Genomic DNA, 24,315 nt, shown 5'->3' with positions numbered 1-24,315 from the left:
GGGAGTTCTTTTGACCGCCACTTGTGGTGAAGGCGGCGAATGAACCACGACACCCAACGCTGAAAGTCAGCGGGGGAGATCTCCTCTGGACACTGTAGGCCGCTCCATGGCCTAGAGCCGGTCGAGAAGCTCCTGCATCTGCTCGATCTCCGCCTGCTGGGCGGTCTCGATGCTCCTGGCGAGTTCCTTGACCTTGGGCTCGGCCCCGTCGGCCTGCTCGGTCCTGGCCATCGTGATCGCCCCCTGGTGATGGGCGATCATCAGCTCGACGAACATCCGGTCGAACTGCGCGCCCTTCGCCGCCTGGAGTTTGACCATGTCCTTCTCGGTCATCATGCCGGGCATGACATGTTCACCGTGGCCCCCCTCTGAGGTGGAAGCCTTCCAAGTGGACAACCAGTCGGTCATGGTCGCGATCTCCGGCCCCTGCGCGGCTTTGATCGTCGCCGCCAGTTCCTTCACCTCCGCATCGGAGGCGCGCGTCTCGGCCAGCTCGGCCATCTCCAGGGCCTGCTCGTGATGCGGGACCATCATCTGCGCGAAGGTGACGTCGACGTTGTTGAAGGAGGTCTGCGACTTCTGGCTTGCGGTAGGGACGGCAGCGGGAGCGCTGCTGGTCATGCCGGTGTGGCCGGTCGGCGCATCGTCACCGCCTCCACAGGCGGTGAGCAGCGTGAAAGCGCCGGCTCCCGCCGTGGCGGTCAGTGCGAGTCTGCGAAGGGCGGATCGGTTGGCGAACATCTCTGTGATCTCTTTCCGGTCGGTCGTATCTGCGTGCCGCTCGTCTGCGGGCGGATCCGTGGTGCCGTCCGCGCAGGTGATCGGCCTATACGCGTAGAACCGAGAGACGCGCCAGGCGTAGGGCCGTCCTTCGCGGGGGTGGGCGGGTGAGGAGTGGCCTCGGTGAGGCACCGGCCGCTCGGGCCTGTGAGGTCCGCCACGTCCGCATGGATGCCATACCGATGAGGAGAAGAAACGAGGTGAGCACGGCCAGGCAGACCGAGCCCGGATCAGGGGTAAGGGGAGTGTCTCCAAGCTTTGAGATCAGTTGCTCGGCCTGGGGCATCGGGGCGGGGCGGAACATGGGGCGCGCTTCTCGCACTCCATGATCGGCGGTAGCGGAATGCCCGAAGGCGGCAGGCGTGTTGCCGTGCACCCGTTGGTGGTTCAGATGACCCAACGTGTGCATCCCGGCGACGCCCAAAACCAGAGCGATCAGCAGAAGCCTGCACGACACCCACGACGCGGGCCGGCCGGTTGGGTCGCCCATCGTCCTCCCTCGCAGCCGCGGCCCAGTCTTTCCGATTATTCTACGATCTAGGATAGTAGAATAATTCGACATAGATGCGCGGCAGGAACTTTCGAAGGGGCGAACGGCGACGAGGAGTCTGAATCGAGATCACCTCTCATCGCCGGGGCGAGTGAGCGGAGCGCTCTCCCCATCACACCACCTTGCCGGGCATCCCGCTGGAAAATCGGGTGACGGAGGCGCCCGCTCGACTGGAAGGGCAGCGATGATCGCTTCGGGGCTTCATGATCAAGCGGCTTGGTGGATCGATCTCACCGCCGGGTGTGGGACCATGATCCTCGCGCTTGCCAACTATGTGCCGTAGTGGATGATCTCTTTCAGGTGCAGACCTGCATCGCTGGACCGACGATGCGCGAACTGTCGAAGTTGTCGGTGACACGCTGGAAGAGGCGTTCCTGCAGGACAGGATCGGCCACTACATGACAGCGGTGATGATGGCCCAGCAACTGCCCGTATACGAAAAGGCGGAGCACGAGGAGGTTGCGGGGTTCGCCCGCACGGTGCGCAGTGATCAGCATGCCGAGATGTTCCGGATGCGGCACTGGCCGGCAGCCTGGTTCGGCGAGCGGAACATGCCTCGCATGCCCACAGGTGCCTGCCTCTCCCCGACGGGTAGCGGGTAGGTCCGATACCGGCGTCCGGCCTCGCCGTACGCGCCGCCATGTACCCCGGGCAACGCCGGCGCACCCTCGTGGGAAGCCGAACCGAGACTCCGGCAGTGGAACTTGTGGGCCATTCCCTCCGATTGGAGATCTCTCGGATCTGGGCATGGTCTCCTCAAGGAGAACGACATGATGTGCGGCACGGAAACGCCGCCGTGAGCGGAGCCTGGGGTGGGCCTGTTCCTCGTCGAGCCCGTATGCCGGCGGCGCCGGTCAGCAGGGGGTCGCGTTTGGCGGAGAAATTCACGATTGGCGATAGGAGGGTTTCGACCTCGGCGCCCTCCGGCATGAAGGAGAAAGGCCATGACAGATCACACGGACGCCCGGCACGGCGTCGGCAAGGAGCGCAGTACTGCGGTCCTCGACGTCAGCGGACTGCGGTGGGCCTCGGAGCAGAACATCGTCGCGGCCTGCCTCGGCCGCCGCCCGGGAGTGCTGGAGGTGGAGGTCAACCCGGTGGCCCAGACAGCGACCGCGGTGTTCGACCCAGCCCGCACCTGTCTGGCCGAGCTGCGCACCTGGGTGATCGAATGCGGGTATCACCGCGCCGGTCAGTCGGTGCCCTCTCACATCTGCGATCCGATGACCGAGCCGGACCCCCGCCCACCGGCCACAAAGGTCACCCTCCCGCCTCCCACGGCACCACCATGCTGCCGAAACAGCACACACCCGGTCGCGGCACCCATGTGGACGGCACAGCGCGAGCCGGGACCGCCGGGCACGAAGCCCACGTGATCCCGGCCGAGCGCGTGGATCACGGTGGGGCTGACGGCACCCTGCGGGTACGCGTCACCCGGGTCGGCGCGGACACCGCCCTGGCCCAGATCGTCAAGTTGGTGCAGCAGGCCCAGAACTCCAAGGCCCCCAGACAGCGGCTGGCCGACCGGGCGGCCTTCTGACCGGTGCTGGTCGACGGCGGGATCGGCGAGGACGAGCTGCTGCGGCTGGTGTCCGCGGTGGAGCGCGAGTCCGAGCACCCGCTGGCCCAGGCGATCGCCGCTCACGCCGACGCACGTGGCCTGGGCCGGGTACGGGCCGGGCGGTTCGAGAACTTTCCCGGACACGGTGCCGTAGCCGACGTGGCCGGACACCGGGTGGCGGTCGGCAACCGGCGGCTGCTGGAACACGAGGGCGTCGATTTCGGTAAGCTCGGTGCTCGCCGAGACGAGGTGGCCGCCGGGGGACGCACCGCGGTCATGGTCGCGGTCAACGCCCTGGCCCTCAAACGACTGCGCCTGCCGCGTACCTTCCCGGCCGAAGGGTGAGCGTCGGCGTGCTCACGCGCGGGCCCGGCGCTTACCGCCCGGGCCGGTGAGAGTGAGGCGGGTTCCCCTGTCCGGTGTGCCGATCCCCATCGCCGCGATCACCGCGCGTATCCCCCATCAACAACATCATCAGCGGGCAGGCGGCGACGATGGCCAGCAGGATGAGGATGCGGCCGGGCATGCCAAATGCCAACGCGCCGACCCAGGCGGCGACGAAAACGAGCGCGTACAGGCCATAGACCCGCTTGGTGTTCTTGACGATGTTCATCGGCGGGCCTCCTGCTCAGGAGGGCGGCAACGACGTGGTGCGCGGCCCGGGGTCGGTGTTCGGCGCGGTGGAGGTGCGCAACGTGCTCAGGCGCCGCCGGTAGTCCTCCTCGTCGATCTCGCCGCGGGCGAACCGTTCGGCGAGCACCTGCTCAGGGGAGGGCCCGGCAGGTGGGCGCGGGTAGTCCTGGGAGCGGCCCAGGGCACGGACGACCGCGACGACAACGATGATGGTCACACCCCAGAACACGATCATGCCGACGGACATCGCGAACCAGCCCCATCCGCTCAGGTTGTGGCCATACCAGGGCATCATCGTTTTTTCACCCCCGCATCGGCGACGCGGCGGGCACGGCTTTGGTCGTGCTGCCGATCCCGATCCCTTTTTCGGTGTCACTGTCATGCTCTCACCGTCCGGGTCATGCACGCGGGGGCCGAAAGTCCTGGCTGCGGCGCTGTTGGTCCCCTGTCCTCAGCGCTCTGAGTGGTCGCAGGCCGGTCCACCGGCCCGCGTGGGGCGTTACAGCAGGTCAGGGACAGCGGGAGCCTGCACCGGGAACGTGATCTTCAAGCAGGTCCGGAGGCCCGCTGCAGCGGGCTGCGGTGCGACCTGAAGATCTCCGCGCCTTTGGTGGCGCCTGACCTGCGGTGACGCGATGCTGCTGGTGAGGAGGTGGTCTCGGTGCCGATTCTCCCGCGTGTGCTCTTCACGCGGCGTACCATCGCCACAGCCTGCGTCACGGGGAGCCTGGCGCTGGGGTCGGCCGCCTACGGCTCCCACACCCCCGGCCCTCCCGCACTCGGTACGCCCACGTCGGCCTCAGCGTCGATGCCGTCCGGCGGCAACCCCTCCGCTACACCCATGCCCGGCATGCCCCCACGGAACGGCCTGTCCGCCCAGCAGGACGGCTACACCCTGACCTCGCCCAACGCCACCCTCCCGGCCGGTAAGGCGGCCACCTACCGGTTCACCATCACCGGCCCCGGCGGCACACCGGTCACCGCCTTCGCCCTCAACCAGACCAAGCGGTTGCACTTCTACGTCATCAGCTCGGACCTGACCGGCTTCCAGCACCTCCACCCCAGCATGACCGGCGACGGCACCTGGACCGCGCACCTGGCCCCCCTCCAGCCCGGCCACTGGCGGCTGTTCACCCAGTTCACCCCGGACACCGGGCCGGGCAAGGGCCGAGATTTCGTGCTCAGCCGCACCCTCACCGTCCCTGGCACCGCCGCCACCGCCGCCTTGCCGCCGCCCTCGGCCTCCACCATGGTCGACGGCTACACCCTGACCCTGCGCGGCAACCTGAAGGCCGGCATGATGAGCCCGCTGACCGTGACGATCCGCAAGGACGGCAAGCCGGTCACCGACCTGCAGCCCTATCTGGACACCTACGCCCACCTGACCGCCTTTCACCAGGGCGATCAGGCGTTCGCCCACCTTCACCCGCAGACCAAGGTCACCGACGGGCACGGCGGCCCCACCCTGGACTTCATGATCGGCTTGCCCGCATCCGGCAACTGGCGGTTGTTCCTGCAGTTCCAGACCGCCGGCACCCTGCGCACCGCCGCCGTCACCCTGCACGTCCGCTGAAGGGGACGGTAAGAGATCAGGGAACACGGCCGAACAAGCCCTGCGGCCGACGGCGGGTCCGGCAGACACAGGCCGGTGGCGCCGCGCTGGGTGCGGCGGTTCACGGCAGCAGGACCGTGCCCATGCCCAGCGGCGCGCAGATCCCCAGGATGCGCAGCATCGGCCACTTCAGCACGAACGTCATCACCAGCGCGGCCAGCGTGATCGCCAGGGCGATCGGGCTGAGCGTGCCCGGCTCGGGCAGCCGGGCACGGAACGGGCCCCACACCCAGGTGAAGGTGTGGGCGAACAGGGTGTGCTCGGCGAAGTAGAGCGCGAGGTTGGCGATCACACCGACGACGGCGGCGCTGACGCACGCCGCCGAAGACGGCGCAACACCTCCACGCTGCTCGCCTGCTCCAGGCACACCTCGGTCGCTTCGCCGGCCCGCTGCGCCCGCATCTCGCCCGAGGCGCCGGCCCGCTGGCAGGAGGGCCGGGACCCGGCCGCCCGCCGCCGAGGCCGATCCAGGGGAGACGGGCGGGCGGCGCCTGTGACCTGAGCTGATGCTGATCGACCGGTGACCCCGGCTGGCACAAGCACCGGGAGATAAACCGCCACGTTAGGCGTGCGCGGCCAGGATCGCATGGTGGTCGGTGCCCTCCGGCCCGCCGGGATCGGTGTGCACGGTGGCCGCCCGCAGCCGGGGCAGCTCATGGATGAGGCGATGCTCAGCCTCGACCGCCACCGCGTGCGCCTGCACCAGCGACAGCTCGTGGCCGACCACGATGTCGACCTCCGCGCGCAGCGCGTGCCCGATCCAGCGCAGCCGGATCGAGCCGATGCGCTCCACGCCCGCGACTCGGGCGACGATCTGCTCGGCCCGTTCGATCAGAGAGGGGTCGACCGCGTCCATCAGCCGGTGGTAGATCTCCCGTGCGGCGTCGCGCAGCACGAAGCAGATCGCCACCGTGATCAGCAGGCCCACGATCGGGTCGGCGAGCGGCCAGCCGAGCGCGGCGCCGCCCGCGCCAAGAAGGACGGCCAGGGAGGTGAAACCGTCGGTACGGGCGTGCAGGCCATCGGCCACCAGCGCGGCCGAGCCGATCTGGCGGCCGACCTTGATCCGGTAGCGGGCGACCCACTCGTTACCGAGGAAACCGACCACACCCGCGGTGGCCACCCAGCCGAGCGCCTGGACGTTCTCGGGGGCGATCAGACGCCTGACGGCCGCATACCCGGCCAGGCCCGCGGAGGTGGCGATCAGGGCCACGATGACGACCCCGGCCAGGTCCTCGGCGCGGCCGTAGCCGTAGGTGAAACGCCGGGTGGCCGCCCGGCGCCCCACCGAGAACGCGATCGCCAGCGGCACCGCGGTCAGGGCGTCGGCGAAGTTGTGCAACGTGTCGCCCAGAAGGGCGACCGAGTCGGAGAACGCCACGATCACCGTCTGGAACACAGCGGTCATCATGAGTACGGCAAAAGAGATGGCCAGCACGCGCATGCCGCGGCTGCTGGACTCCAGCGCCGCATCGGTCTTGTCGGCGCTGTCATGACTGTGCGAGGTGAAGGCGTGCCCGGCGAGGGCCAGCAGTGCGCGGACCCCGCCGTGCCCGCTCGCCTCCCCATGCCCGTGGTCATGCCCATGGGGGTGGCCGTGGTCTGCGTGTTCGTTCGGGTCGCCGCCCGGTAGGCGGTCAGGGCGGTGCGGCTTGTGAGGGGTGTTCGGATCGCTCATGACAGCTCCAGCTTGTGCGCGTCGGGGGACATTGAGGTGGGCCGGTTGGACGGCAGGCCGCCTACCCCTCATTATGTGCATATGAGCGCACGCATGCACCTATCAGGTGCGCACGACTCGCAAGAGCGCGACCAGGGCGAACGTCTGACGGTGGCCGCCAACATCCTGTCCCTGCTGGCCGACCGCACCCGCCTGGCTCTGCTGCAGAAGCTCTCCGAAGGAGAGGCGGACGTGACGACGCTCACCGCGACCTGCGACCTCGCCCGCCCGGCCGTCAGTCAGCACCTGGCCCGCCTGCGGTTGGCCGACCTGGTCACCACCCGAAAAGAAGGCCGACGTGTGATCTACGCCCTGCGCCACGGGCACCTGCGGCGCCTGGTCGACGAAGCGCTCAATGCCGCCGACCACCAACTCGGCCATCTCCCACCACACGATTGAACTCGCTGCGACCGGCTGCGCAACGCATGGCCCACCGCACCCGCGACCGGCAACCACTGTTGCCGGTCCTGTCCCAGCACGTCAACGACAAGTGGCAGAGGGTGAGCTTGCTGGACGCGCCGGGAGTCAGGGCCCCGTCCAGGGTGACGGTGTAACCGTCGACCGTGGAGGTACGGCTCGTCGCGGGCAGCGCCTTGGGTTCATGGGCGCCGGGGGCCTGCAGGTCGGCGCCCAGGGTCAGTCCGCTGCCGCCCTCGGGGGCGAAGTCGGCGAACGCCCGGTACGCGCCCGCTTGCGGCAGGGTCAGCTTCACCGACCATACGCTGTCACCGGTCAGTTCGGGGTGCAGGTGCTGGAAGCTGCCCAGATCGCGGGAGGCCACGATGAAGTACCGCGTTGCCGACCCCCAGAGCTCCGCCGAAGATCACGGCGAGTCCGAGGGCGTAGGTGCCCAGCCTGGCCGGCGTGTTCACGACGGGGTCACCACTTCGTATCCGGCCTCCTGGACCGCGGCGGTGATCTGCGCCGCGTCGATCGGGCTCTCGCTCCGCACGGTCACCAGGCCGGTGGCCAGGTCGACGTCGACGCCGGTGACGCCGGGGACCTCGCCGACCTCCTCCCTGACGGAGGAGACGCAGTGGCCGCAGGTCATGCCCGTGACGGTGTAGGTGGTGGTGGTCATGGCGATCGCTCCTTCTGGTCGCTGGTTTCGTTGATCAGGAACGGACGAGGCGGGCGATGGCGTCGGTGGCCTCCTTGACCTTCGCCTCGGCCTCGGCGCCGCCCTTGGCGGTCGCGTCGGCCACACAGTGCGCCAGGTGCTCTTCCAACAGGGACAGCGCGAAGGACTGCAGAGCCCGGTTGGCCGCCGACACCTGGGTGAGGATGTCGATGCAGTACTTGTCCTCCTCGACCATCCGCTGCAGGCCGCGGGCCTGGCCCTCGATGCGGCGCAGCCGCCGCAAATGGTCCTGCTTGTTGTGGGTGTAGCCGTGCATGTCCCCGCCCTTCGTCGTCGCCTTCCATAACACAATACCCCCGTACCGTATTCCGGAGGCCTTCTGGATCATCGGGCGGAATTCGCTGCGACGTTCCGGGGACGCGTCCGCGACGCGTCCCCGGATCCGTTACACACCGGCCGGCTGGGGCTCCTCCGGCCGTGTTCGCGCCGCCTGGTTCGGCGTGCGCATGAGCAGCAGAGTCAGTACGGCACCGGTGGCGGCCACGGCTCCGGCTCCGATGAAGGCGGCCTGGAAACCGCCGGTGAGCGCGGGCAGGTTTTCCAGCTCCGCGGCACCCCGAGAGGTGGCGATCGCGGTCATCGCGGCCAGGCCGAGCGCGGAGCCGACCTGGTAGGTGGTGTTGACGATCCCGGAGGCCAGACCGCTCTCCTCGGGGCGCACCCCGGACATGGCCGACATCATGGCCGGGATGTAGGCCAGGGACATGCCGACCGCGGCGATCAGCGAGGCGGGCAGCACGTCGACGGCGAACGTCCCGCCTGGCCTGGCGAGCGACAAACCCGCCAGGCCCGCGGCCAGGACGAGCAGGCCGGCGACGATCAGTGGCTTGGCGCCGAAGCGGCCCAGCAGCCTCGCGGTGACGCCGATCATGAAGATCATGATGGCGACGGTCATCGGCAGCAGCGCCGCACCGCTGGGGAAGGCGCCGTAACCGAGTACCTGCTGTAGGTAGAGGTTGAGGAAGTACCACATCGGGATCCAGGCCGCGCCCAGCAGCGCCATCGCGAGGTTGGAGGTGGCCAGGCCGGGCGTCCTCCACACGCCGAGCGGCATGAGAGGGGCGCGGACCGTGCGCTGGATCACCAGGAACAGTGCCAGCAGCGCGGCCGCTCCGGCAAGTTCCAGCAGCGTGGTGGCCGAGCCCCAGCCCTGTCCGGGGGCCCGGACGATGGCGTAGACCGCCAGGGCGATACCCGCGGTGACCGCGATGGCGCCCAGTACGTCGACCGAACCGCGCCTGCCCGAAACGGCGGGCAGCAGGGCGGGGACGGCCGCGAGGGTGGCCAGGCCGATCGGGACGTAGACGATGAACACCCAGGGCCAGCTGAGGTATTCGGTGATGACGCCGCCCAGGAACACCCCGGCGGTACCGCCCGCCGGTGCCGCCGCGCCGTACAGGGCCATGGCCTTGCCCAGTTCGCGGGGATCGTGGCCGAAGAGCGTCATGAGCAGGGTCATCGAGGCGGGCGCGATGAGTGCGCCGCCGACGCCCTGGACGCCGCGGCCGAGGATCTCGACCCAGGCGTCGGCCGCCAGCGCGGCGACGACGGAGCCGGCGATCAGGATGATCCAGCCGGTGGTGAAGACCTTGCGGGCGCCGAACAGGTCCGACAGCCGGCCGCCGAGCAGCAGCAGGCCGCCGAAGGCGATGACGTAGGCGTTGAACACCCACTGCAGGTTGCCGGAGGAGAAGCCGAGGTCGCGCTGCATGTCGGGCAGGGCGACGCCGATGATGGAGGTGTCCATGATGACCATGAACTGCGCGGCGGCGAGCACGATGAGTGCCTGCCACCTGCGGGGGTTGACGGCGTTCATGCCGCACTCCTGATTTCTCGCATCCACGCCGTGGTGGCAGGATGCGTCATGGGGGTTGGGTGTGATGTCGAAGTCGGACCGGCCCCGAGGGTGGGCGTGCATGCCAGTGCACGCCCACCGTCTGTTCTCTCGGGCGAAGTCGCCCTAGGAGGCGCTGACCGGCGAGGCGTCGGCCAGTGCGTAGCCCGCCCGGCCCACGGCCGTGCGGATCTCCTCGTCGGAGAAGCCCGTCCCGCTGACGGTGACGGCACCGGTGGCCAGGTCGACCTGGACGTCACTCACGCCGTCGACCTTGCCGATCTCGGCGGAGACCGAGGAGACGCAGTGCCCGCAGGTCATCCCGCTGACCTGATAGACGCTCCCGACTCCGGTCTCCATCTGCGCGGGGGTGCCGTCCGCGGGGCCGCACGCACATGCCGTGCACATAAGGTTCTCCTCTCGCATGTACCCCATTGGGGTATCTCGGCTTGCGACTTTAACATACCCCCCAGGGGTTAAGCTGCCAATGGGAGACCAGGGTGTTGGTACGACTCCTGTCACCAGGCATACGTGACTGTGTTAGCCCAGGTCGGTGAAGGCTGATACGCCCTGTTCGCTGATGGTGGGGAGTTCGCCGACCGTTCGAGGTCGACGCAGGCGGGGGTGTCGTCCAGGTGGGAGAGGCTCGGGAACTCGGCGACGACGACGGCGACGCCGTGGTGCAGGAGGCCGGCCTCGAGGGTGTGCCGCAGAGTGGGGGGTGGTCGGCGCGAGAGCATTGTCGCCGTTGAGGATGTCGGCGACGGCGGCGGTGAGTTCGTCGGTGAAATGGGCCTGCGCGGCCGAAGCGATGCGGCCAGGCGAGGTTGCTGGACGGCGAGACGGGTGCGGGCGGCGAAGGACTGTCCTGCGACGCGGCAACGACAGAACACCTGGGCGAGAAAGGGCTCTATGGGATGGCGCTACTTCGGTGATGGGTGAAGGTCGGGCGGTAAGGCGACCAGGATCGACTGTGCCGTCGCGATGACGACGCGGGCGGCACCGCCTGCTTCCATGCGCCCGGCGCGACTCTCCTCCGCGGCGCCTTTCAGGATGTAGTGCAGGACATTGATCAGCCAGGAGATCGGCAGATCGGTGCGGAACACGCCGTCGTCTTGGCCGCGGCGGATGAGCTCCTCGACACGCCGCGCGGGGGCGGCGTGCAGCTCGCGAACGCGCCCGGCGGGAAGGGCTTTCTGGGCGGCGTTCAACAACGCCATGGACTCGGCCATGAGGGACCAACTGGAGCCGAGCAACCGGGCCAGGGCCTCTCGTGCGTCCCCGGTGAGATCGACGGACGACAGTTCCTCCTCACCGGCGCGCAGTGCGTCGACCAGTGCGGCTTCGACGAGTTCCGCCCGGGTGCGGAAGTGGCCGTACAGCGTCATCCGGCCCACTCCGGCGGCCTTGGCGATGTCGTCGACGCTCGCGTCCGGATCACTGCTCAGGCTCTTGCGTGCTGCGGAGACGATGCGGGCGATGCTGCGTTCGGCGTCCGCGCGCCGGCGCGGACCGACAGAGACGGTAGGCATGCCACCACCCTAACTCGTACAGAGATATACGTGTTACTCTCACGGCTCGAAGTCGTACACAACCATACGAGTTAGCTGGAGGCTCCCGGTGACGCGACATGAGATCCACGAAGCATCTCCGCCGAACAGGCCGGCTCATCCGTCGCGATGGCGCATCCTGGCCTTCCTCGGGGTGGCCCAACTGATGTTGATCCTCGACGTCACCGTCGTGGCCATCGCGCTCCCGCACATCGAGACCGACCTGGGTCTGAGCCGCGAGGCGCTGACATGGACGGTCAGCGCGTACACGTTGACGTTCGGCGGCCTGATGCTGCTGGGCGGGCGACTCGCCGACCTGATCGGGGCCGGGAGGGTGGTCCTCGCCGGCCTGCTGATCTTCACGGCGGCGTCGTTGGTGACCGGGTTCGCCGACTCCGCCGGCATGTTGCTGGGCGGCCGCATCGCGCAAGGACTCGGTGCGGCGCTGCTGTCTCCGTCGGCCCTGTCACTGCTGGTGACCCTGTTCGAGGGTGACGAGCGAAACAAGGCGCTCGGTATCTGGTCCGCGCTCGGCGGTGGGGGAGCGGCCCTTGGCGTGCTGCTGGGAGGACTGCTCACCGCCGGGCCGGGCTGGCCATGGGTCTTCTATGTCAATGTGCCCATCGGGCTGGTGATTCTTGCCGCTCTTGCCCGGATGCTGCCGCACCACAGCGTGGCCGAGCCCAGACCCCGGCTCGATGTGCTCGGTGCGCTGCTGGTCACTGCCTCGTCCGGCGCCTTGATCTACGCGATCACCGGTGCCGGCGACCACGGGTGGCTCACCGCCACGACCGGATGGCTCCTGCTGTCGGCAGCGCTGGGCTACCTGGCGTTCGTGGCCAGGCAGAAGAGCGCCAGGTCGCCCCTGATGGACGTCGCGCTGCTGGCTCGGCGCCCGGTGGCCACCGGCACGTTCCTCATCGTGATGGCAACGGCGCTGATGATCGCGGTGTTCTTCCTCGGCACGTTCTACTTCCAGCACGCCCAAGGCTTCGGTGCCCTGCAGACCGGCCTGCTGTTCCTCCCGGTCGCGGTGGCGACGATGCTCGGGGCCGACCTCACCGGCCGGGCCATCGCCCGGGCCGGAGCGCGCCGGCTCGCCGTAGCCGGGCTGCTCGCCGCCGCGATCGGCATGGCCGTGCCCGCCCTGTCTACGCACCCCGCGACCGTGGTGGTGGGCACGGCGCTCGCGGCCGCCGGGACCGGCGCACTGTTCGTCGTCGCCTCAGCGACCGCTCTGGGCCAGGTGGCCCCGCACGAATCCGGCATCGCCTCCGGCATCGTCAGCACATTCCACGAGTTCGGCGCCTCCATCGGAGCCGCCGCCATCTCCAGCGTCGCGGCGGCCAGCCTGATCGGGGACACGCTCTCGGGGTTCACCAACGGATACATCCTCGCCGCGGTCGCCGCAGGCATCGCGGCCCTCGTGGCCGCCGTCTTGACACCCGGCCGAGCCAACACAGGGTGAGGAGACGCCCGCCAGGGCTCGGCCCGCCACCCCACGCGTCGGCCGCACACGCTCGGTCATCGGGCAACACCGGGACCCCGGGCCCTTACAGCCCGGACGTCGGCAGCTCCGTCAGGTCCAGTGAGTTCCCCCGCACCACCGTCCGGGATGCCTGACCGGGGGACCGGCCGCGTGAGCGGGGGCCGGGCCCCGTGGGGTCAGGGGATGAGGGAGACCTCGGGGAAGCGAGTGTCGGGGCCCTCGAACAGGCGGGTCGGCTTGTCCCGCAGGTGCAGGTCGAAGAAGGCCCCGACATAGGCGCGCTGGGCCGCCACCGAACGGCCGGGGTCGATCGTGCCCACGTAGTCCGCGAGCGGCACCTTGGGGAGCTTGGCCGCGATCTGCGGCAGCAGCGGCTGCAGGTCGGTGAACGAGCCGTGGGCCGCGCCCTTGAATCGCAGCTCCCGCTTCCATCCGGTCGAGGCCCGCCAGAACGACTTCCAGCTCGGCTCGCTGTCACGCGTGTGGGTCTCGGCCGCCAACTGCAGGAAGGGCCTGGTCGCACCGCGTGTGGATACCGAGCCGACATAGGCGCCGTCGAGGTTGACGCCCGCGTCCACGCGGGCGTCCTCGCGAGTCAGCTGCGCGGCGACCGATCCGCCCAGCGACTGTCCCAGCGCCCCCACCCGCGAGGCGTCGGGCGCGCCGAGCATCCCGGTGGGCAGCTTGCCGCCGATCGGGCGGCCGTGTGCCAGGGCGGTGACCTGGTCCAGGACGTAGCGCATATCCGCCAGGCGCGCCGCCGCGTGCTCGGTCAGCAGTTTGGCGATGACCTTCGGCGTCAGCTTCGCGGGCAGCGGCAGGGCGCGCACCAGGCGTCGGCCGGGAAACTCCACCTGGTCGGCCTCGTAGGTGTGGTCGACGGTGACGACCAGGTAGCCGCGCGAGGCCAGGTCCTCGACCAGGGTGGTGCCCAGCGTGCGCGGCCCGCCGTCCCCCGAACCGAACAGCACCACCGGCAGCTTGCCCGCACGCGGCTCGACCGGCGCGCCCACGCGGGCATGGGTGCGTGTGGCGGCCCAGGCGACGGCACCCTTGGCGATGCCCAGGGGCTGCGCCGAGTGCCGATCCCAGTCGGCGGCGGCCAGCGGCGCCATGTGCGGTGCGAGCGGCCCGCCGCCCGCCGCCGGGTACCACAGGCTGATCATCAGCTCCCGATACGGCTTGGCTGCCACCAGAGGATCGGGCCGCGAGCGGTCGACCAGCCGCATGGCCACGGTCCCGACCGGATAGGGGCCGCCGGGCGCGAGCAGACTCACCCCGATCAGGCTCCCGGCGTCGGCGCGGGCCGCGGGCAGGGAGACCGCCAGCACCAGCACGGCCAGCCCCGCGATCTTGCCCGCGGCTTTCGAGACGGCGGACACCGGGCTGTTGGAAACAGCGGACGAGCCGGTGGCCTTGGCACCCATAGCCAGATCCGTATTTTTCGTGACAAAGGGCATGCGAAGACTCCTCAAACGGAAAAGGATGTCCGACGAGGCTGGCAGCCCGGCACACCCGCGGGCCAGCGGCGGAGGTCGTGCGCGTGCATGCGACTTTCGGATGACGGTCATCCCCGGGGAGGAGCGGGAGCGAACCCGCAGGACACCTAGGGTGAAGTGCATGAAACCAGCAGGCCATCCGGCGGCCCGCCTCACCGCGCTGAGCCGATGGTCGACCGTGCCCGCCGACGCGCTGCCTGCCGCCGCGCTGTTCCTGGCCACTCTCGGACCCGGCCAGGTGCTGGCGGGTTCCCCGTGGCTGCTCGCGCTGCAGACGGCGCTGGTGGCGCCGCTGGCCTGGAGACGGCGCGCTCCGATGACGGTCCTGGGCGTGATCGGCCTCGCCGCCGCCGTCCAGTGGGCGCTGGACGTGCAGCTTCCCGCCGACGCCGCCCTCCTGGTGGCCCTGTACACGGTCGCCGCGCGCCGCCCGTGGCGTCACACCCTGGTGGCGGCGCTCGTGCTGCAGGCCGGGGTGCTGCTGGCCGCCGCCCGCTGGGCACCGCCCGGCCAGTTCCCCTTCACGGCGGCCGCGCTGAGCGCGATGGCGGCCGCCGCCCTCATGACCGGCCTGTGGATGCGGGTGCGGCGGGCGTACGTGACCTCCTTGGAACGCGACCGTGAGCAGCGGGCACGGTTGGCAGTCGCCGAGGAACGCGCGCGGATGACCCGCGACATGCACGACATCGTCACTCACAACCTGTCGGTCATGGTGGCGCTGGCCGACAGCGCCGCCTACGTCCGCCACAGCGCGCCGGACCGGGCCGCGGCGGCGATGGAGCAGATCGCCGCGACGGGGCGCCAAGCCCTGCAGGACATGCGTCGCTCCCTGGGCACCGGCCGCGCCGCCTCGGGCGAGGATCGCTTCGGGGAGATACTTCAGCCTGCGCCCGGGATCGCCGAGATCGGTCCGCTGGCCGAGCGGATGCGCGAGGCCGGGCTGGCGACGTGTGTTCGGGTGGCCGGTGACAGCGAGGCGGTTCCCGTCGCCGTCCAGCTGACGATCTACCGGCTGGTTCAGGAGGCGCTGACGAACACGCTGCGGCACGCGCCCGGGGCCCGGGCCGATGTGCGGGTCGAAGTGTCGCCGCGCCGCGCCGAGGTGGAGGTCACCGATGTTCGCGACCCGGTTGTGCTGGGCGCCCCTGGGTTCCTCGACGCCGAGACCCGGGTGTCCGGGCCCCGCTCTGGGCTCCGGGGCGACGGGCGCGGGATCGCGGGCATGCGGGAACGGGTGGCCGCCTACGGCGGGACCCTGGATGCCGGACCGGTGACGGGCGGCGGATGGCGGGTGCTGGCCGTGCTGGACCTGGGAGCGCCACGATGATCCGGCTGCTGATCGCCGACGACGAGTCGCTGCTGCGGATGGCCTTCCGCATGGTCTTCGAGGCCGAGCCGGACATGGAGGTGGCCGGGGAGGCGGATGACGGTGAGCAGGCGGCCCGGCTGGCGCGGCACCTGCGTCCGGACGTGGTGTTGATGGACGTGCGCATGCCCGGCCTGGACGGCATCGAGGCCACCCGCAGGATCGCGCGCGACAGCCCACGCTCGCGCGTGCTCATCCTGACCACCTTCGATCTGGACGAGTACGCCTTCGCCGGGCTGAAGGCCGGAGCGGCCGGGTTCCTGCCGAAGAACACCCGGCCACAGGAGCTGCTGAGCGCGATCCGCAACGTCGCGGCGGGAGAGGCGGCGCTGTCGCCACGCGTCACCCGCCGCGTGCTGGAGAGGTTCGCGCCGCAGATGACGCAGGGGCCCGCCGAACGGGACGAACGGCTGGCGCAGCTGACCGCGCGCGAGCACGAGGTGCTGGTGCAGGTGGCGCGCGGGCTGTCCAATGCCGAGGTCGCCACGGGGTTGCATCTGGCCGAGGCGACGGTCAAGACGCATCTGAGCCGCGTGCTGGTCAAGCTCGGGCTGCGTGATCGCGCCCAGGTGGTGGTCTTCGCCTACGAGAGCGGCCTCATCCGCCCCGCCACCCCCGACCTTTGACCGCGCCATGCCGCCAACCTGGACCGATGAGGTTCCGCGGTGGATGCCGTCTCAATACCGTACGAGGCAATCAGCCGGCGGAGGAGACAGCAGTGAACGACATCGAACCGCAGACCGCGAACGGCAAGGTGCTCTGGCACTTCACCATGTCCCTGGACGGGTTCGTGGCCGGACGAGCTGAGTGTGCGGTACCGGCCGGTCAGGCCGTGACCGCGAGCGTCACCACGGCGAGATCGGAATCAACACCCTGCTGGCCGACTCCTACGGCGTGCCCGTCGTGCTGGCCGGCGGAGATGCCGCGGCCTGCGAGGAGTTCAGCGTGCTGGTGCCCCGCGGCGTCACCAGAACCGGCCGCACGGTGGCGTTCAACGCCGAGAACATGGCGGCCGCCTACAGCATGCTCCAACTCCTGGCCGTGCTGACCCATCTCAGCCCCTGAGCGGTCACATCAGGCCCACGTCCGCAGCCACCGGTCGTCCCCCACCTTCGGAAGGTGAGGGCCGACCCTGGCGCCAGAGCACCGTGGCTGATGCTGCCTCCAGCCTTCCGATGGTCAGTCGCTACTGGCCATTCCGATCCTCCTCACGGGCCTTTTCGGTTGCCAGGCGAAATCAGCTGGGGGGCTTGCCGAACCAGCGGGAGAGGTGGTCGTCCAGGTCCTGCTGATCGTCGCCGATCCAGGCGACGTGGCCGTCGGGGCGTAGCAGGACGCTCGGAACATCCAGTACCGCAGTGGGATCCGCGAGGTAATCGACCCGGTCTGACCAGCCGCCGACGGTCAGGAGTTCGGTGCGGTCCAGCAGTAGGCCGCGACCGCGACGCAGCAGATCGTAGAGGCGGCCCTGTTTCACGTCGATGTCGCGCAGGCGGCGGCCGAGCAGGTCGGGGCCTTCGCCGAAGTCGTAGCGGATGCCGATCGCGGTGATCTTCTCGATCAGATGGCGGTTCACCTCGTCGAAGTCCATCAGTTCGGTGAGCAGCCTGCGCACGGCCCGCGGGCCCGGTTCGGTGGACAGCAGTTCCGTCTGGGCGCGGGTGTTGTCCAGCACGTCCTCGGCGACCGGATGACGTTCGGCCTGGTAGGTGTCCAGCAGTGTTTCCGGCGCCCAGCCGCGGATCTGTGCGGCCAGTTTCCAGCCGAGGTTGAATGCGTCCTGAACGCCCAGGTTCAGGCCCTGCCCGCCAATGGGTGGATGGATGTGTGCCGCATCGCCGGCCAGCAGCACCCGCCCGACCCGATAACGTTCGGCCAGCCGGGTGGCATCCCCGAAGCGGGACATCCAGCGCGGGGAGTGCACGCCGAAATCGGTTCCGGCGATGGTGCGCAGCTGTTGTTTGAAATCCTCGAGGGTGGGCGGTTCCGCGCGGTCGCCGACTCCCGCGGCGGGGACTACGACGCTGTAGACCCCTTCGCCGAAGGGCCGGAGCCAGAATGGCTGACGGGTCTCGCGGATTTCGGTCACCTTGGCGGCGATCTCCTCCTGCGGCACGCCCACTTCCATCTCGCCCATCAGCGTCTCGGTCCGTGAGGGCTCGCCGGGGAAGCCGACACCGAGCAGTTTGCGCACCGTACTGCGCCCGCCGTCACAGCCGACGAGGTAGCGCGAACGCAGCTGTTGCCCGTCGGCCAGCTCGACGGTCACACCTTCGTCGTCCTGCTCGAAACCGGCGACCGCACAACCGCGCCGGACCTGCGCACCCAGTTCGATCGCATGTTCTTCGAGCAGACGTTCTATGACCGGCTGCGGGATGCCCAGCAGATAGGCGTACGCGGAATCCAGGCCCTTGGGCGCGGGTTTGGGGATGGCGGCGAAGAAACCGCCGGCCGGACGCTGTCTTCCGTACTGGAGAATGCGATCCAGCAGTCCGCGCATCGCCATCAGCTCAAGACTGCGAATATGCAGACCGACTATGCGGACGAACGACTTGGGCTCGGTTTCCTTCTCCAGAACGAGTACCCGCACATCGTGCAGTCGCAGTTCGGCGGCCAGCATCGCACCGGTCGGCCCGCACCCGGCAATGATCACATCGAAGATGAGGGGCGCGCGATCGGTGCCGGAGGCCGGCGACCAGAGAACTGCGGGGACGTCGCCCACCGTGGAGCCACGCTCGACCGTGTCGTTCGACGGTGGCTCGGCGGTGACCTGCTGAGAGTGCATAGGTGTTGCCTTTCGGGAGTGCCTGGTTGGCGAGGCGCTCCCGGCGACACCTACGTCAATCGCCGGCCGTGACGGAAAGGGGGAGCACCCACATCGATACAGCGTTCATGGGTCTCACCTCCTCGGGCGGTGTCACGGTCAACGGCAAGCTACAAGCCCGAGCGTCATCCCGTCCAACCCTTTTCCGGCCATGTGATCACGACTCCAAACGGGCCCGTGCGGTTGCAGAGCGAATCCGGCATGGCGGCCCGGCCGGTTCCGGTTACGGTCGACGATCTGATCTTGGCCGCCCTTGGATGATCAAGGCTGGACACCACGCGGCCGATGCCGTTCAGGCAGCAACGACCCCGACGAGCAGAAACACTGATCGAACTCAACACCCTGCCGGCCAACCTGGTCATCTTCCACAACGCCCTGGAGCCTGATGGCACACCGCCGGTGTCCGGACTACTGGGGGAAGCTCAGAATCTGACCTGTGCTGTCGGTCGGCTCCGCTATTTCCGGCGGAAGGTGACGATCGACTCGGAATCGCCGTTGGCCACGTTGACCATCAGCCACAGCTGGGAAGTGCCGGGGATCCGCTCGATCAGTGCGTGGTGCCCCTCCCCGCCCGGCGGGGGCATCTCTTTCGTCCAGCTCCGGCCGTCCCAGTGCAGGACCGAGACCCCACCGGGTGCGTCGTGGTCCTTGCCCGCGAACCAGACGTCGTCAGGCCCGAACGCGGTCACGCTCTGCAGTGCGCCCTTCCACGGCGGGACGGTGGGCCGCTCCCAGGATCGGCCGTTCCAGTGCAGCACCAGGGGCCGCTCGCCGATGCTGCCCACCGCCCAGACGTCGTCGGGGCTGATCTGCAAGATCGCAGTGAGGAAGCCCTCGGGCAGCACGGTCTCCTCGTACCTGCCGTTGTGCCCGTGCCAGATCACGGGCTGCTCTTCATCCCGATTCCCGGTGACCCAGGTGTGGCCGGCGCCGCTGTCCACCGCGGCCAGCCTGGTCTCCTCGCCGCCGAGCACCTTTTCGGTGACGAAGGCGGTGCCGTTCCAGGTCAGTACCGCAGTGTCCGAGATCACGACCACCCGGCGGCCGTCCACGGCCACGTCCTGCCCGTACCCAGGGAACCGGTACCGCCGCCAGGCGTGCCCGTCCCAGTGCTGGGCCAGGGACTCGTCGAAGCCCCCGCCCAGCATCCACGCGTTGCGCGGCCCGTCGGAGTCGATGCTCACCAGGCCGCCCCGAGCATCCTCGACGGGCACCGCGCGCCACCGTGACCCGTCCCAGGTGCGCAGCGACGTTTCCACGCCGTCCTCCCAGCCGGTGTACCCGATCGCCCACGCCAGTTCGGGACCGGCAGCGGTCACGTCGCGCAGGCCACGCTCCCACGTGTCGTCGTCCGGCAGGCCGGGGACTCGGACCCACCTCTCGGTAGGCGTGGCCGATGCCGAAGGAGCCGACACGGTGGGCGTGCTCGACGGTGCGGGGACCGGCGCGACGAGCGGGGGCTGCGCAGCACAGCCCAACGTGATCAAGCAGGTGGCCAGTGCCGTCATCCGCGACCTCATAGTGGCAAATCGTACGGCTTTCCCCTGCGGTTACTGAGTTTGAAAGTTGGGCGTCACTACGGTGGTTCGGACAGGACGAGGCCGGTCCCGGCGATGAATTCAGGCTGGTATCACATGGGCTTGAGCCGGTTCTTGATCAGACTGGTCAGGTCGATAGGTCGGCGACCAGGTCCTGAAGCCGTTCCACACAGTCCAGCAGCGCGTTCGCCGTTCGTGGCCAGTCGGTCTCCCGCGGGTAGGCGAGCGCCTCGTCGATCTGCAGGCGCATCGCGGCCGGCAGGCCGCGCAGATCGTGGGAGGCGTCCCGAGGCGAATGCCGGTTTCCGAAGCCGGGTGCACGAATGGCCGAAGTGATCTGCGCACCCCATGTCGCGTGTGGTCAGTTCACCAGCACGATCTTCCCGCGGGCGTGACGGCTCTCGCTCAGCTCGTGTGCGGCGGTGGCCTCGGTGAGCGGGAACGCCGCCGCGACCGGCACCCGTAGCCGGCCCTGCCCGGCGAGCTCGACCGCGATGCCGAGGCCGTGCACCGCCAGCGGATCGGCGGCTCCAACGGCCGCCGCCGTGTCACCGGCCGGCACGCCGTGCGACAGGTGCACGCCGAGGGCCGCTGCGGTGAGGTCGGGAGCGATCGTCACCACGCGCGCCGGGTTCCCGGTGATGGCGATCAGATCGGGCAGCGCCCCTCCTGCGCAGTCGAACACCGCGTCCACCCCGCCCGGTGCCAGCGCACGGACCCGTTCGACCAGGCCCGCCCCGTACGTCGTCGGCTTGGAGCCCAGCGAGCGCAGGAAGTCGTGGTTGTGCTCCCCGGCCGTGCCGATGACGGTGGCGCCGCGGGCGACCGCGAACTGCACGGCGACCGTGCCCACCCCGCCGGCCGCGCCCTGCACCAGCACGGTGTGCCCGGCGCCGACCGCGAGCCGGTCGAGCACCCGGGTGGCCGTCTCGACGCTGCCTGCGGCACCACCGGCCTCCTCCCAGCTCCACGCGGCCGGTTTCGGCGCCCAGGCGACCAGGACCGTGTGATCGGCGTTGGCGCCGCGCGCGGTCGTCGCGGTCATGCCGAACACCTCGTCGCCGACCCCGACACCCGTGACGTCGTCGCCGACCTCGTCCACCACGCCGGCGGCGTCGAACCCGGTCCGGTACGGGAACGTCACGGGCACCACGTCACGCATCCTCCCTGAGCGGATGGACGTCTCTCCTGTCGACAATCCGGACGCCCGCACGGCGATGCGGATCGTCCCCGGCCCGGCATGCGGCTCCTCGACCTCGGCGACATGCATCACGCCGGCCGGGCCGTACTCCGAAAACTGAACAGCTCTCATGCGCCACACCGTAACGGAACACCCCGTCCGTTTGACTAAAGTGAGAGCGGTGACGGCCGAAGTGAGTCAGAAGCTGCGTTCGGACGCCCGCGACAACCGCGCGCGCATCCTCGCGGTCGCCCGCGCGACCTTTGCCGCCGAGGGCCTCGATGTGCCGATCCGGGAGATCGCCCGGCGCGCGCAAGTTGGCGCGGCCACCGTCTACCGGCACTTCCCAACCAAGGAAGCGCTGCTCAGTGAGGTCTTCGCCGAGCCGATGGCCATGTGTTCGGCGGTCGTCGAGGAAGGGCTGGCGCAGGCCGACCCGTGGCGTGGGTTCTGCCTGGCGTTCGAGAAGCTCATGGAGGTGCACGCCCTCGACCGGGGTCTGTCCGGCGCGTTCACCTCGCAGCTGCCGTACTTCACCGCGGACCGCGACCGTACGATCCGGCTGCTGTTCCAACTCATCCGGCGCGCGAAGGAGGCGGGCGGCCTGCGGGCGGACTTCGTCTTGGAGGACTTCATCCTGGCGATGATGGCGAACGAGGGCATCCGCGCCGAGTCACCCGAGCAGCGAGCGGCGGCATCGCGCCGTTTCGCGGCCCTGATGATCCAGTCTTTCCGTGCCGACCCCGTCCGCGCGCCGCTTCCGCCGGCGGTCCGGCTGCTGCCGGCCGTTCGGTAGTGCCTCGGGGCTTGAGCGGCAACCGAACGGCCAGTCACGTTAAGGGCCCGGCGGACGCCTAGTCGGCGTGTTCTTGCTCGGTGGCGGCCGCCGCGGCGTAGGCGGCGTCGAGCCGCTCGAGCGGGCCTGGGCCGTCGTGCGGCTTCGGCGGGGCGTCGAGGTGGCGGACGCGAAGCTCGTCCATGAGCTCCTCGATGAACGCCGGACCCTCGTCGCGCATGAGCTGCTGCCGGCTCCGGAGCTCGTCGCTGCCTGGGCGCCAGTCGAGGCCCCAGTTGCCGAGGGCATAGATGATCGGAAGAGTCTGGATGCCGGTTTCAGTGAGGCTGTAGCGAGCGCGCTGCCCCCGCGCGGCGGTGCCGCGGGTGAGGATCCCTGCCTCGACGAGCCGCACGAGGCGGTCGGCGAGGATGTTCGAGGCGATGCCCTCGATCGACCCGGTGAGCAACGCCCGAAAGTAGCGGCGGTCGCCGAAGATGACGTCGCGGAGCACGAGCAACGACCAGCGATCTCCGAGCACTTCGACGGCGGCGTTGATCGGACACCCGGACCGTGGTTCCACGATTCCTCCTTGACAGGTATTTCCTCCTCAATATAGTAGTTGCAAAATGCAATCACTATAGCGGAAGAGGAGATGATGGGCCACTGCGTATATTGGATGAACGTGTCCCTCGACCTGCGGATCGAGCAAGTTCCGGGGGACAACGGCGCGGGCGAGTGGCTGCGCATCGGCGAGGAACTGCATCGCGAGTTCAATACCCGGGCGCAGGCGCTCGCCCTGATGGTCCAGGGCCGGGTCATGTACGAGACGATGGAGGAGTACTGGCCACGTGCGCGCGAGGACGCGTCGCTGCCGGATGTCATGCGTGAGTACGGCGAGATCTGGACCGCCAAGCCCAAGGTGCTCGTCTCCCGCACCCGCCACAGCGCCGATCACAACACCCGGATCATCGGCGGAGACGACGCGATCGAGCAGCTCGCCACGCTCCGGGCCGAGACCGACGGCACCATCGGGGTGGGCGGCGCGGCAATCGCGACGCAGCTCCTCCGGGCCGGGCTCCTTGACGAGCTGCTGCTCTTCACCCATCCCGCCGTTCTCGGCTTCGGCAGGCCGCTGTTCGACGACTACGACCTGCCGATCGATCTCGACCTGCTGGAGCAGCGATCGTTCGAGCAGGGCGTCACGATGCATCGCTACGCCATCCGGGATGCAAGGGAGGCGAGCTCGTGCTGAGGCAGGTCGCGAAGGGTGTGCTGGTCCACGAGAGCGAGTTCGTGCAGAGCAACGCCGTTGTCGTGCAGGGCCGGGCCGGTGTGTTGCTCATCGACCCCGGGGTGACCGGCTCCGAGATCGACTGCCTCGCGAACGACCTTCGCGAGTTGGGTCAGCCCGTTGTGGCAGGGTTTTCTACGCACCCGGATTGGGATCACCTGCTCTGGCACCGACCCACGGGTCGGCCCATCGGCCAAGCCTGGCTGGGAGTGGGTGAGCGACGTGCACGAAGGGCAACTCCAGCGCCTCGCCCAAAGAAGCGAGCGCGACGGGGCGCCCCGCTAGCGATCGGTGTGCGACACAGCCGGTACGTGCGGGTCGCCGGTCGGGATCCGGGGTAGCGGCACGACGTTCTCCAGGGTGGTCGAGCCGGTCAGCGGGGGTTGCCCTGTGCGGCGGCGAGCTGGGTGTCTACGAGGGTCTTGTGGACGACGCAGACGGAGACCTTCACTCCGGCGGCGATGGTGCGGATGGATTCGCCGCGCTTGCGGCGGGCCAGGATCGCGGCGCGTTTGTCGTCGTAGACAACGGGACGGCGGCCGCCGACCCGGCCCCGTGCGCGGGCGGCGTCCAGACCGTTCTTGGTCTTGCGAATGATGTCGCGGCGCCGGAACGAACGCTTACGATCGCGCCCGGCGCCCTGGACGGCGCGGCGCTCTTCGGCGGCCTTGGCCTTGCAGGTCTTGCCATCGGGCCAGATGCGATCCGGCGGCCCGCAGTACTGCCGGGGCCGCACGGCGCCGGTGTAGGCGATGCGCGGCGCTCGCAGGTCGAGTAGCCGCAGGCCCGGCCCGGCTGCTCCGCCGGGTCCGTGGTGGTAGGCATTCCCGCAAGTGACCGGTTGGTGCGGCCGGGTTTCCGGGACGCACATCGGGGTCTGGGCGGTAATGCCGGGCCCGCCCGGCGTGGTCGCGCTCCGGCGAGCTGCTCGGCCTGGGCAGGCAGAAGGTGATGCAGAGGCATACAAGTCAA

The 24,315-nt window shown here is 69.5% G+C and carries 32 protein-coding genes; 13 read left to right on the top strand and 19 right to left on the bottom strand.

The annotated features are described in order from the left end of the window. Positions 1-111: 111 nt before the first annotated feature. Entirely contained in the window at positions 112-741 is a 630-nt protein-coding gene (locus ACFQVD_RS09415; protein ID WP_343964197.1) for a DUF305 domain-containing protein, read from the bottom strand. Between the two features lie 885 nt (positions 742-1,626). Continuing rightward, the gene (locus ACFQVD_RS09410) at positions 1,627-1,827 is read right to left on the bottom strand and encodes a hypothetical protein (protein WP_343964199.1); all 201 of its coding nucleotides are present in this window, start codon (positions 1,825-1,827) and stop codon (positions 1,627-1,629) included. Between ACFQVD_RS09410 and ACFQVD_RS09405 the strand changes: the two genes are divergently transcribed. The 4 genes from ACFQVD_RS09405 (at position 1,741) to ACFQVD_RS09390 (ending at position 3,236) form a co-directional block, all read left to right on the top strand. Next, on the top strand, positions 1,741-1,932 hold the full coding sequence (locus ACFQVD_RS09405) for a hypothetical protein (protein ID WP_386274299.1): 192 nt from the start codon (positions 1,741-1,743) through the stop codon (positions 1,930-1,932). The two genes, ACFQVD_RS09410 and ACFQVD_RS09405, sit on opposite strands and share 87 nt — an antisense overlap. 342 nt (positions 1,933-2,274) lie before the next feature. Beyond that, positions 2,275-2,706 (top strand): heavy-metal-associated domain-containing protein, encoded by a 432-nt coding sequence (locus ACFQVD_RS09400; protein ID WP_343964201.1) that lies wholly within the window; start codon positions 2,275-2,277, stop codon positions 2,704-2,706. Then, positions 2,703-2,870 carry a P-type ATPase gene (locus ACFQVD_RS09395; RefSeq protein ID WP_343964203.1) on the top strand — a complete coding sequence of 56 codons (168 nt, stop codon included), beginning with the start codon at positions 2,703-2,705 and terminating at the stop codon, positions 2,868-2,870. The genes ACFQVD_RS09400 and ACFQVD_RS09395 overlap by 4 nt, the downstream gene beginning before the upstream one ends. A 3-nt stretch (positions 2,871-2,873) precedes the next feature. Continuing rightward, the gene (locus tag ACFQVD_RS09390; protein WP_343964205.1) at positions 2,874-3,236 is read left to right on the top strand and encodes a hypothetical protein; all 363 of its coding nucleotides are present in this window, start codon (positions 2,874-2,876) and stop codon (positions 3,234-3,236) included. Between the two features lie 31 nt (positions 3,237-3,267). Here ACFQVD_RS09390 and ACFQVD_RS09385 read toward each other — a convergent pair whose 3' ends face one another. Further along, complete coding sequence (locus ACFQVD_RS09385; protein WP_343964207.1) at positions 3,268-3,504, bottom strand: hypothetical protein; 237 nt, start codon at positions 3,502-3,504, stop codon at positions 3,268-3,270. Between the two features lie 15 nt (positions 3,505-3,519). Beyond that, the gene (locus ACFQVD_RS09380) at positions 3,520-3,819 is read right to left on the bottom strand and encodes an SHOCT domain-containing protein (protein ID WP_343964209.1); all 300 of its coding nucleotides are present in this window, start codon (positions 3,817-3,819) and stop codon (positions 3,520-3,522) included. A 366-nt stretch (positions 3,820-4,185) separates the two neighbouring features. Here ACFQVD_RS09380 and ACFQVD_RS09375 point away from each other — a divergent pair, with 366 nt between their 5' ends. Further along, positions 4,186-5,097, top strand: a complete 912-nt coding sequence (locus ACFQVD_RS09375; protein WP_343964211.1) for a hypothetical protein — start codon at positions 4,186-4,188, stop codon at positions 5,095-5,097. Between the two features lie 100 nt (positions 5,098-5,197). On the opposite strand, the gene ACFQVD_RS09370 is transcribed toward ACFQVD_RS09375, so the two are convergent. Further along, positions 5,198-5,428 carry a hypothetical protein gene (locus tag ACFQVD_RS09370; protein WP_343964213.1) on the bottom strand — a complete coding sequence of 77 codons (231 nt, stop codon included), beginning with the start codon at positions 5,426-5,428 and terminating at the stop codon, positions 5,198-5,200. A gap of 270 nt (positions 5,429-5,698) precedes the next feature. Next, positions 5,699-6,814: a cation diffusion facilitator family transporter gene (locus ACFQVD_RS09365; protein ID WP_343964214.1), complete on the bottom strand. Its 1,116-nt coding sequence runs from the start codon at positions 6,812-6,814 to the stop codon at positions 5,699-5,701. A gap of 81 nt (positions 6,815-6,895) precedes the next feature. Here ACFQVD_RS09365 and ACFQVD_RS09360 point away from each other — a divergent pair, with 81 nt between their 5' ends. Further along, positions 6,896-7,252 (top strand): ArsR/SmtB family transcription factor, encoded by a 357-nt coding sequence (locus tag ACFQVD_RS09360; RefSeq protein ID WP_343964216.1) that lies wholly within the window; start codon positions 6,896-6,898, stop codon positions 7,250-7,252. Here the strand turns inward: ACFQVD_RS09360 and ACFQVD_RS09355 are convergent. From ACFQVD_RS09355 to ACFQVD_RS09330, 6 genes are all read right to left on the bottom strand, one after another. Continuing rightward, the gene (locus ACFQVD_RS09355) at positions 7,206-7,634 is read right to left on the bottom strand and encodes a hypothetical protein (protein WP_343964218.1); all 429 of its coding nucleotides are present in this window, start codon (positions 7,632-7,634) and stop codon (positions 7,206-7,208) included. The genes ACFQVD_RS09360 and ACFQVD_RS09355 overlap by 47 nt on opposite strands. Before the next feature lie 87 nt (positions 7,635-7,721). Then, complete coding sequence (locus ACFQVD_RS09350) at positions 7,722-7,934, bottom strand: heavy-metal-associated domain-containing protein (protein ID WP_343964220.1); 213 nt, start codon at positions 7,932-7,934, stop codon at positions 7,722-7,724. Positions 7,935-7,968: 34 nt separating this feature from the next. Continuing rightward, positions 7,969-8,250, bottom strand: a complete 282-nt coding sequence (locus tag ACFQVD_RS09345) for a metal-sensitive transcriptional regulator (RefSeq protein ID WP_343964222.1) — start codon at positions 8,248-8,250, stop codon at positions 7,969-7,971. Between the two features lie 129 nt (positions 8,251-8,379). Next, positions 8,380-9,810, bottom strand: a complete 1,431-nt coding sequence (locus tag ACFQVD_RS09340) for an MFS transporter (protein WP_343964224.1) — start codon at positions 9,808-9,810, stop codon at positions 8,380-8,382. A 144-nt stretch (positions 9,811-9,954) separates the two neighbouring features. Further along, on the bottom strand, positions 9,955-10,236 hold the full coding sequence (locus tag ACFQVD_RS09335) for a heavy-metal-associated domain-containing protein (protein WP_343964226.1): 282 nt from the start codon (positions 10,234-10,236) through the stop codon (positions 9,955-9,957). Positions 10,237-10,751: 515 nt separating this feature from the next. After that, positions 10,752-11,360, bottom strand: coding sequence for a TetR/AcrR family transcriptional regulator (locus ACFQVD_RS09330; RefSeq protein WP_343964228.1), 609 nt, complete (start codon positions 11,358-11,360; stop codon positions 10,752-10,754). A gap of 88 nt (positions 11,361-11,448) precedes the next feature. Between ACFQVD_RS09330 and ACFQVD_RS09325 the strand changes: the two genes are divergently transcribed. Further along, a complete protein-coding gene (locus tag ACFQVD_RS09325; RefSeq protein WP_386270845.1) occupies positions 11,449-12,846 on the top strand; it encodes an MFS transporter in 1,398 nt (465 codons plus the stop codon). Positions 12,847-13,043: 197 nt separating this feature from the next. On the opposite strand, the gene ACFQVD_RS09320 is transcribed toward ACFQVD_RS09325, so the two are convergent. Beyond that, entirely contained in the window at positions 13,044-14,327 is a 1,284-nt protein-coding gene (locus tag ACFQVD_RS09320) for an alpha/beta hydrolase family protein (RefSeq protein ID WP_343964230.1), read from the bottom strand. A 160-nt stretch (positions 14,328-14,487) separates the two neighbouring features. Between ACFQVD_RS09320 and ACFQVD_RS09315 the strand changes: the two genes are divergently transcribed. The 3 genes from ACFQVD_RS09315 (at position 14,488) to ACFQVD_RS09305 (ending at position 16,797) form a co-directional block, all read left to right on the top strand. Continuing rightward, entirely contained in the window at positions 14,488-15,693 is a 1,206-nt protein-coding gene (locus ACFQVD_RS09315; RefSeq protein ID WP_364157317.1) for a sensor histidine kinase, read from the top strand. Next, positions 15,690-16,358: a response regulator transcription factor gene (locus ACFQVD_RS09310; RefSeq protein ID WP_343964234.1), complete on the top strand. Its 669-nt coding sequence runs from the start codon at positions 15,690-15,692 to the stop codon at positions 16,356-16,358. Before ACFQVD_RS09315 ends, ACFQVD_RS09310 begins: the two co-directional genes overlap by 4 nt. A gap of 181 nt (positions 16,359-16,539) precedes the next feature. Next, positions 16,540-16,797: a M55 family metallopeptidase gene (locus tag ACFQVD_RS09305; RefSeq protein WP_343964236.1), complete on the top strand. Its 258-nt coding sequence runs from the start codon at positions 16,540-16,542 to the stop codon at positions 16,795-16,797. A 172-nt stretch (positions 16,798-16,969) separates the two neighbouring features. On the opposite strand, the gene rox is transcribed toward ACFQVD_RS09305, so the two are convergent. The 4 genes from rox to ACFQVD_RS09285 form a co-directional block, all read right to left on the bottom strand. Beyond that, positions 16,970-18,394 (bottom strand): rifampin monooxygenase, encoded by a 1,425-nt coding sequence (gene rox, locus ACFQVD_RS09300; RefSeq protein WP_343964263.1) that lies wholly within the window; start codon positions 18,392-18,394, stop codon positions 16,970-16,972. Positions 18,395-19,011: 617 nt separating this feature from the next. After that, positions 19,012-20,076, bottom strand: a complete 1,065-nt coding sequence (locus tag ACFQVD_RS09295) for a hypothetical protein (protein ID WP_343964238.1) — start codon at positions 20,074-20,076, stop codon at positions 19,012-19,014. 145 nt (positions 20,077-20,221) lie between these two features. Further along, positions 20,222-20,344 (bottom strand): hypothetical protein, encoded by a 123-nt coding sequence (locus tag ACFQVD_RS09290; RefSeq protein WP_343964240.1) that lies wholly within the window; start codon positions 20,342-20,344, stop codon positions 20,222-20,224. A gap of 111 nt (positions 20,345-20,455) precedes the next feature. Further along, positions 20,456-21,406 (bottom strand): NADP-dependent oxidoreductase, encoded by a 951-nt coding sequence (locus ACFQVD_RS09285; protein WP_343964241.1) that lies wholly within the window; start codon positions 21,404-21,406, stop codon positions 20,456-20,458. A gap of 49 nt (positions 21,407-21,455) precedes the next feature. Here ACFQVD_RS09285 and ACFQVD_RS09280 point away from each other — a divergent pair, with 49 nt between their 5' ends. Then, positions 21,456-22,070: a TetR/AcrR family transcriptional regulator gene (locus tag ACFQVD_RS09280; RefSeq protein ID WP_343964242.1), complete on the top strand. Its 615-nt coding sequence runs from the start codon at positions 21,456-21,458 to the stop codon at positions 22,068-22,070. Positions 22,071-22,128: 58 nt separating this feature from the next. On the opposite strand, the gene ACFQVD_RS09275 is transcribed toward ACFQVD_RS09280, so the two are convergent. Further along, complete coding sequence (locus tag ACFQVD_RS09275; RefSeq protein ID WP_343964243.1) at positions 22,129-22,632, bottom strand: winged helix-turn-helix transcriptional regulator; 504 nt, start codon at positions 22,630-22,632, stop codon at positions 22,129-22,131. 96 nt (positions 22,633-22,728) lie between these two features. Between ACFQVD_RS09275 and ACFQVD_RS09270 the strand changes: the two genes are divergently transcribed. Both ACFQVD_RS09270 and ACFQVD_RS09265 read left to right on the top strand, forming a co-directional pair. Next, on the top strand, positions 22,729-23,304 hold the full coding sequence (locus tag ACFQVD_RS09270; RefSeq protein ID WP_343964245.1) for a dihydrofolate reductase family protein: 576 nt from the start codon (positions 22,729-22,731) through the stop codon (positions 23,302-23,304). Next, a complete protein-coding gene (locus tag ACFQVD_RS09265) occupies positions 23,298-23,684 on the top strand; it encodes an MBL fold metallo-hydrolase (protein WP_386270841.1) in 387 nt (128 codons plus the stop codon). Before ACFQVD_RS09270 ends, ACFQVD_RS09265 begins: the two co-directional genes overlap by 7 nt. 32 nt (positions 23,685-23,716) lie before the next feature. Here ACFQVD_RS09265 and ACFQVD_RS09260 read toward each other — a convergent pair whose 3' ends face one another. After that, on the bottom strand, positions 23,717-24,079 hold the full coding sequence (locus tag ACFQVD_RS09260) for a hypothetical protein (RefSeq protein ID WP_343964247.1): 363 nt from the start codon (positions 24,077-24,079) through the stop codon (positions 23,717-23,719). Positions 24,080-24,315 lie beyond the last annotated feature (236 nt).

It is taken from the genome of Streptosporangium amethystogenes subsp. fukuiense, from assembly GCF_042665875.1.
Taxonomy (GTDB): Bacteria; Actinomycetota; Actinomycetes; order Streptosporangiales; family Streptosporangiaceae; genus Streptosporangium; species Streptosporangium fukuiense.
This window is presented reverse-complemented; position numbering and strand designations above follow the sequence as displayed.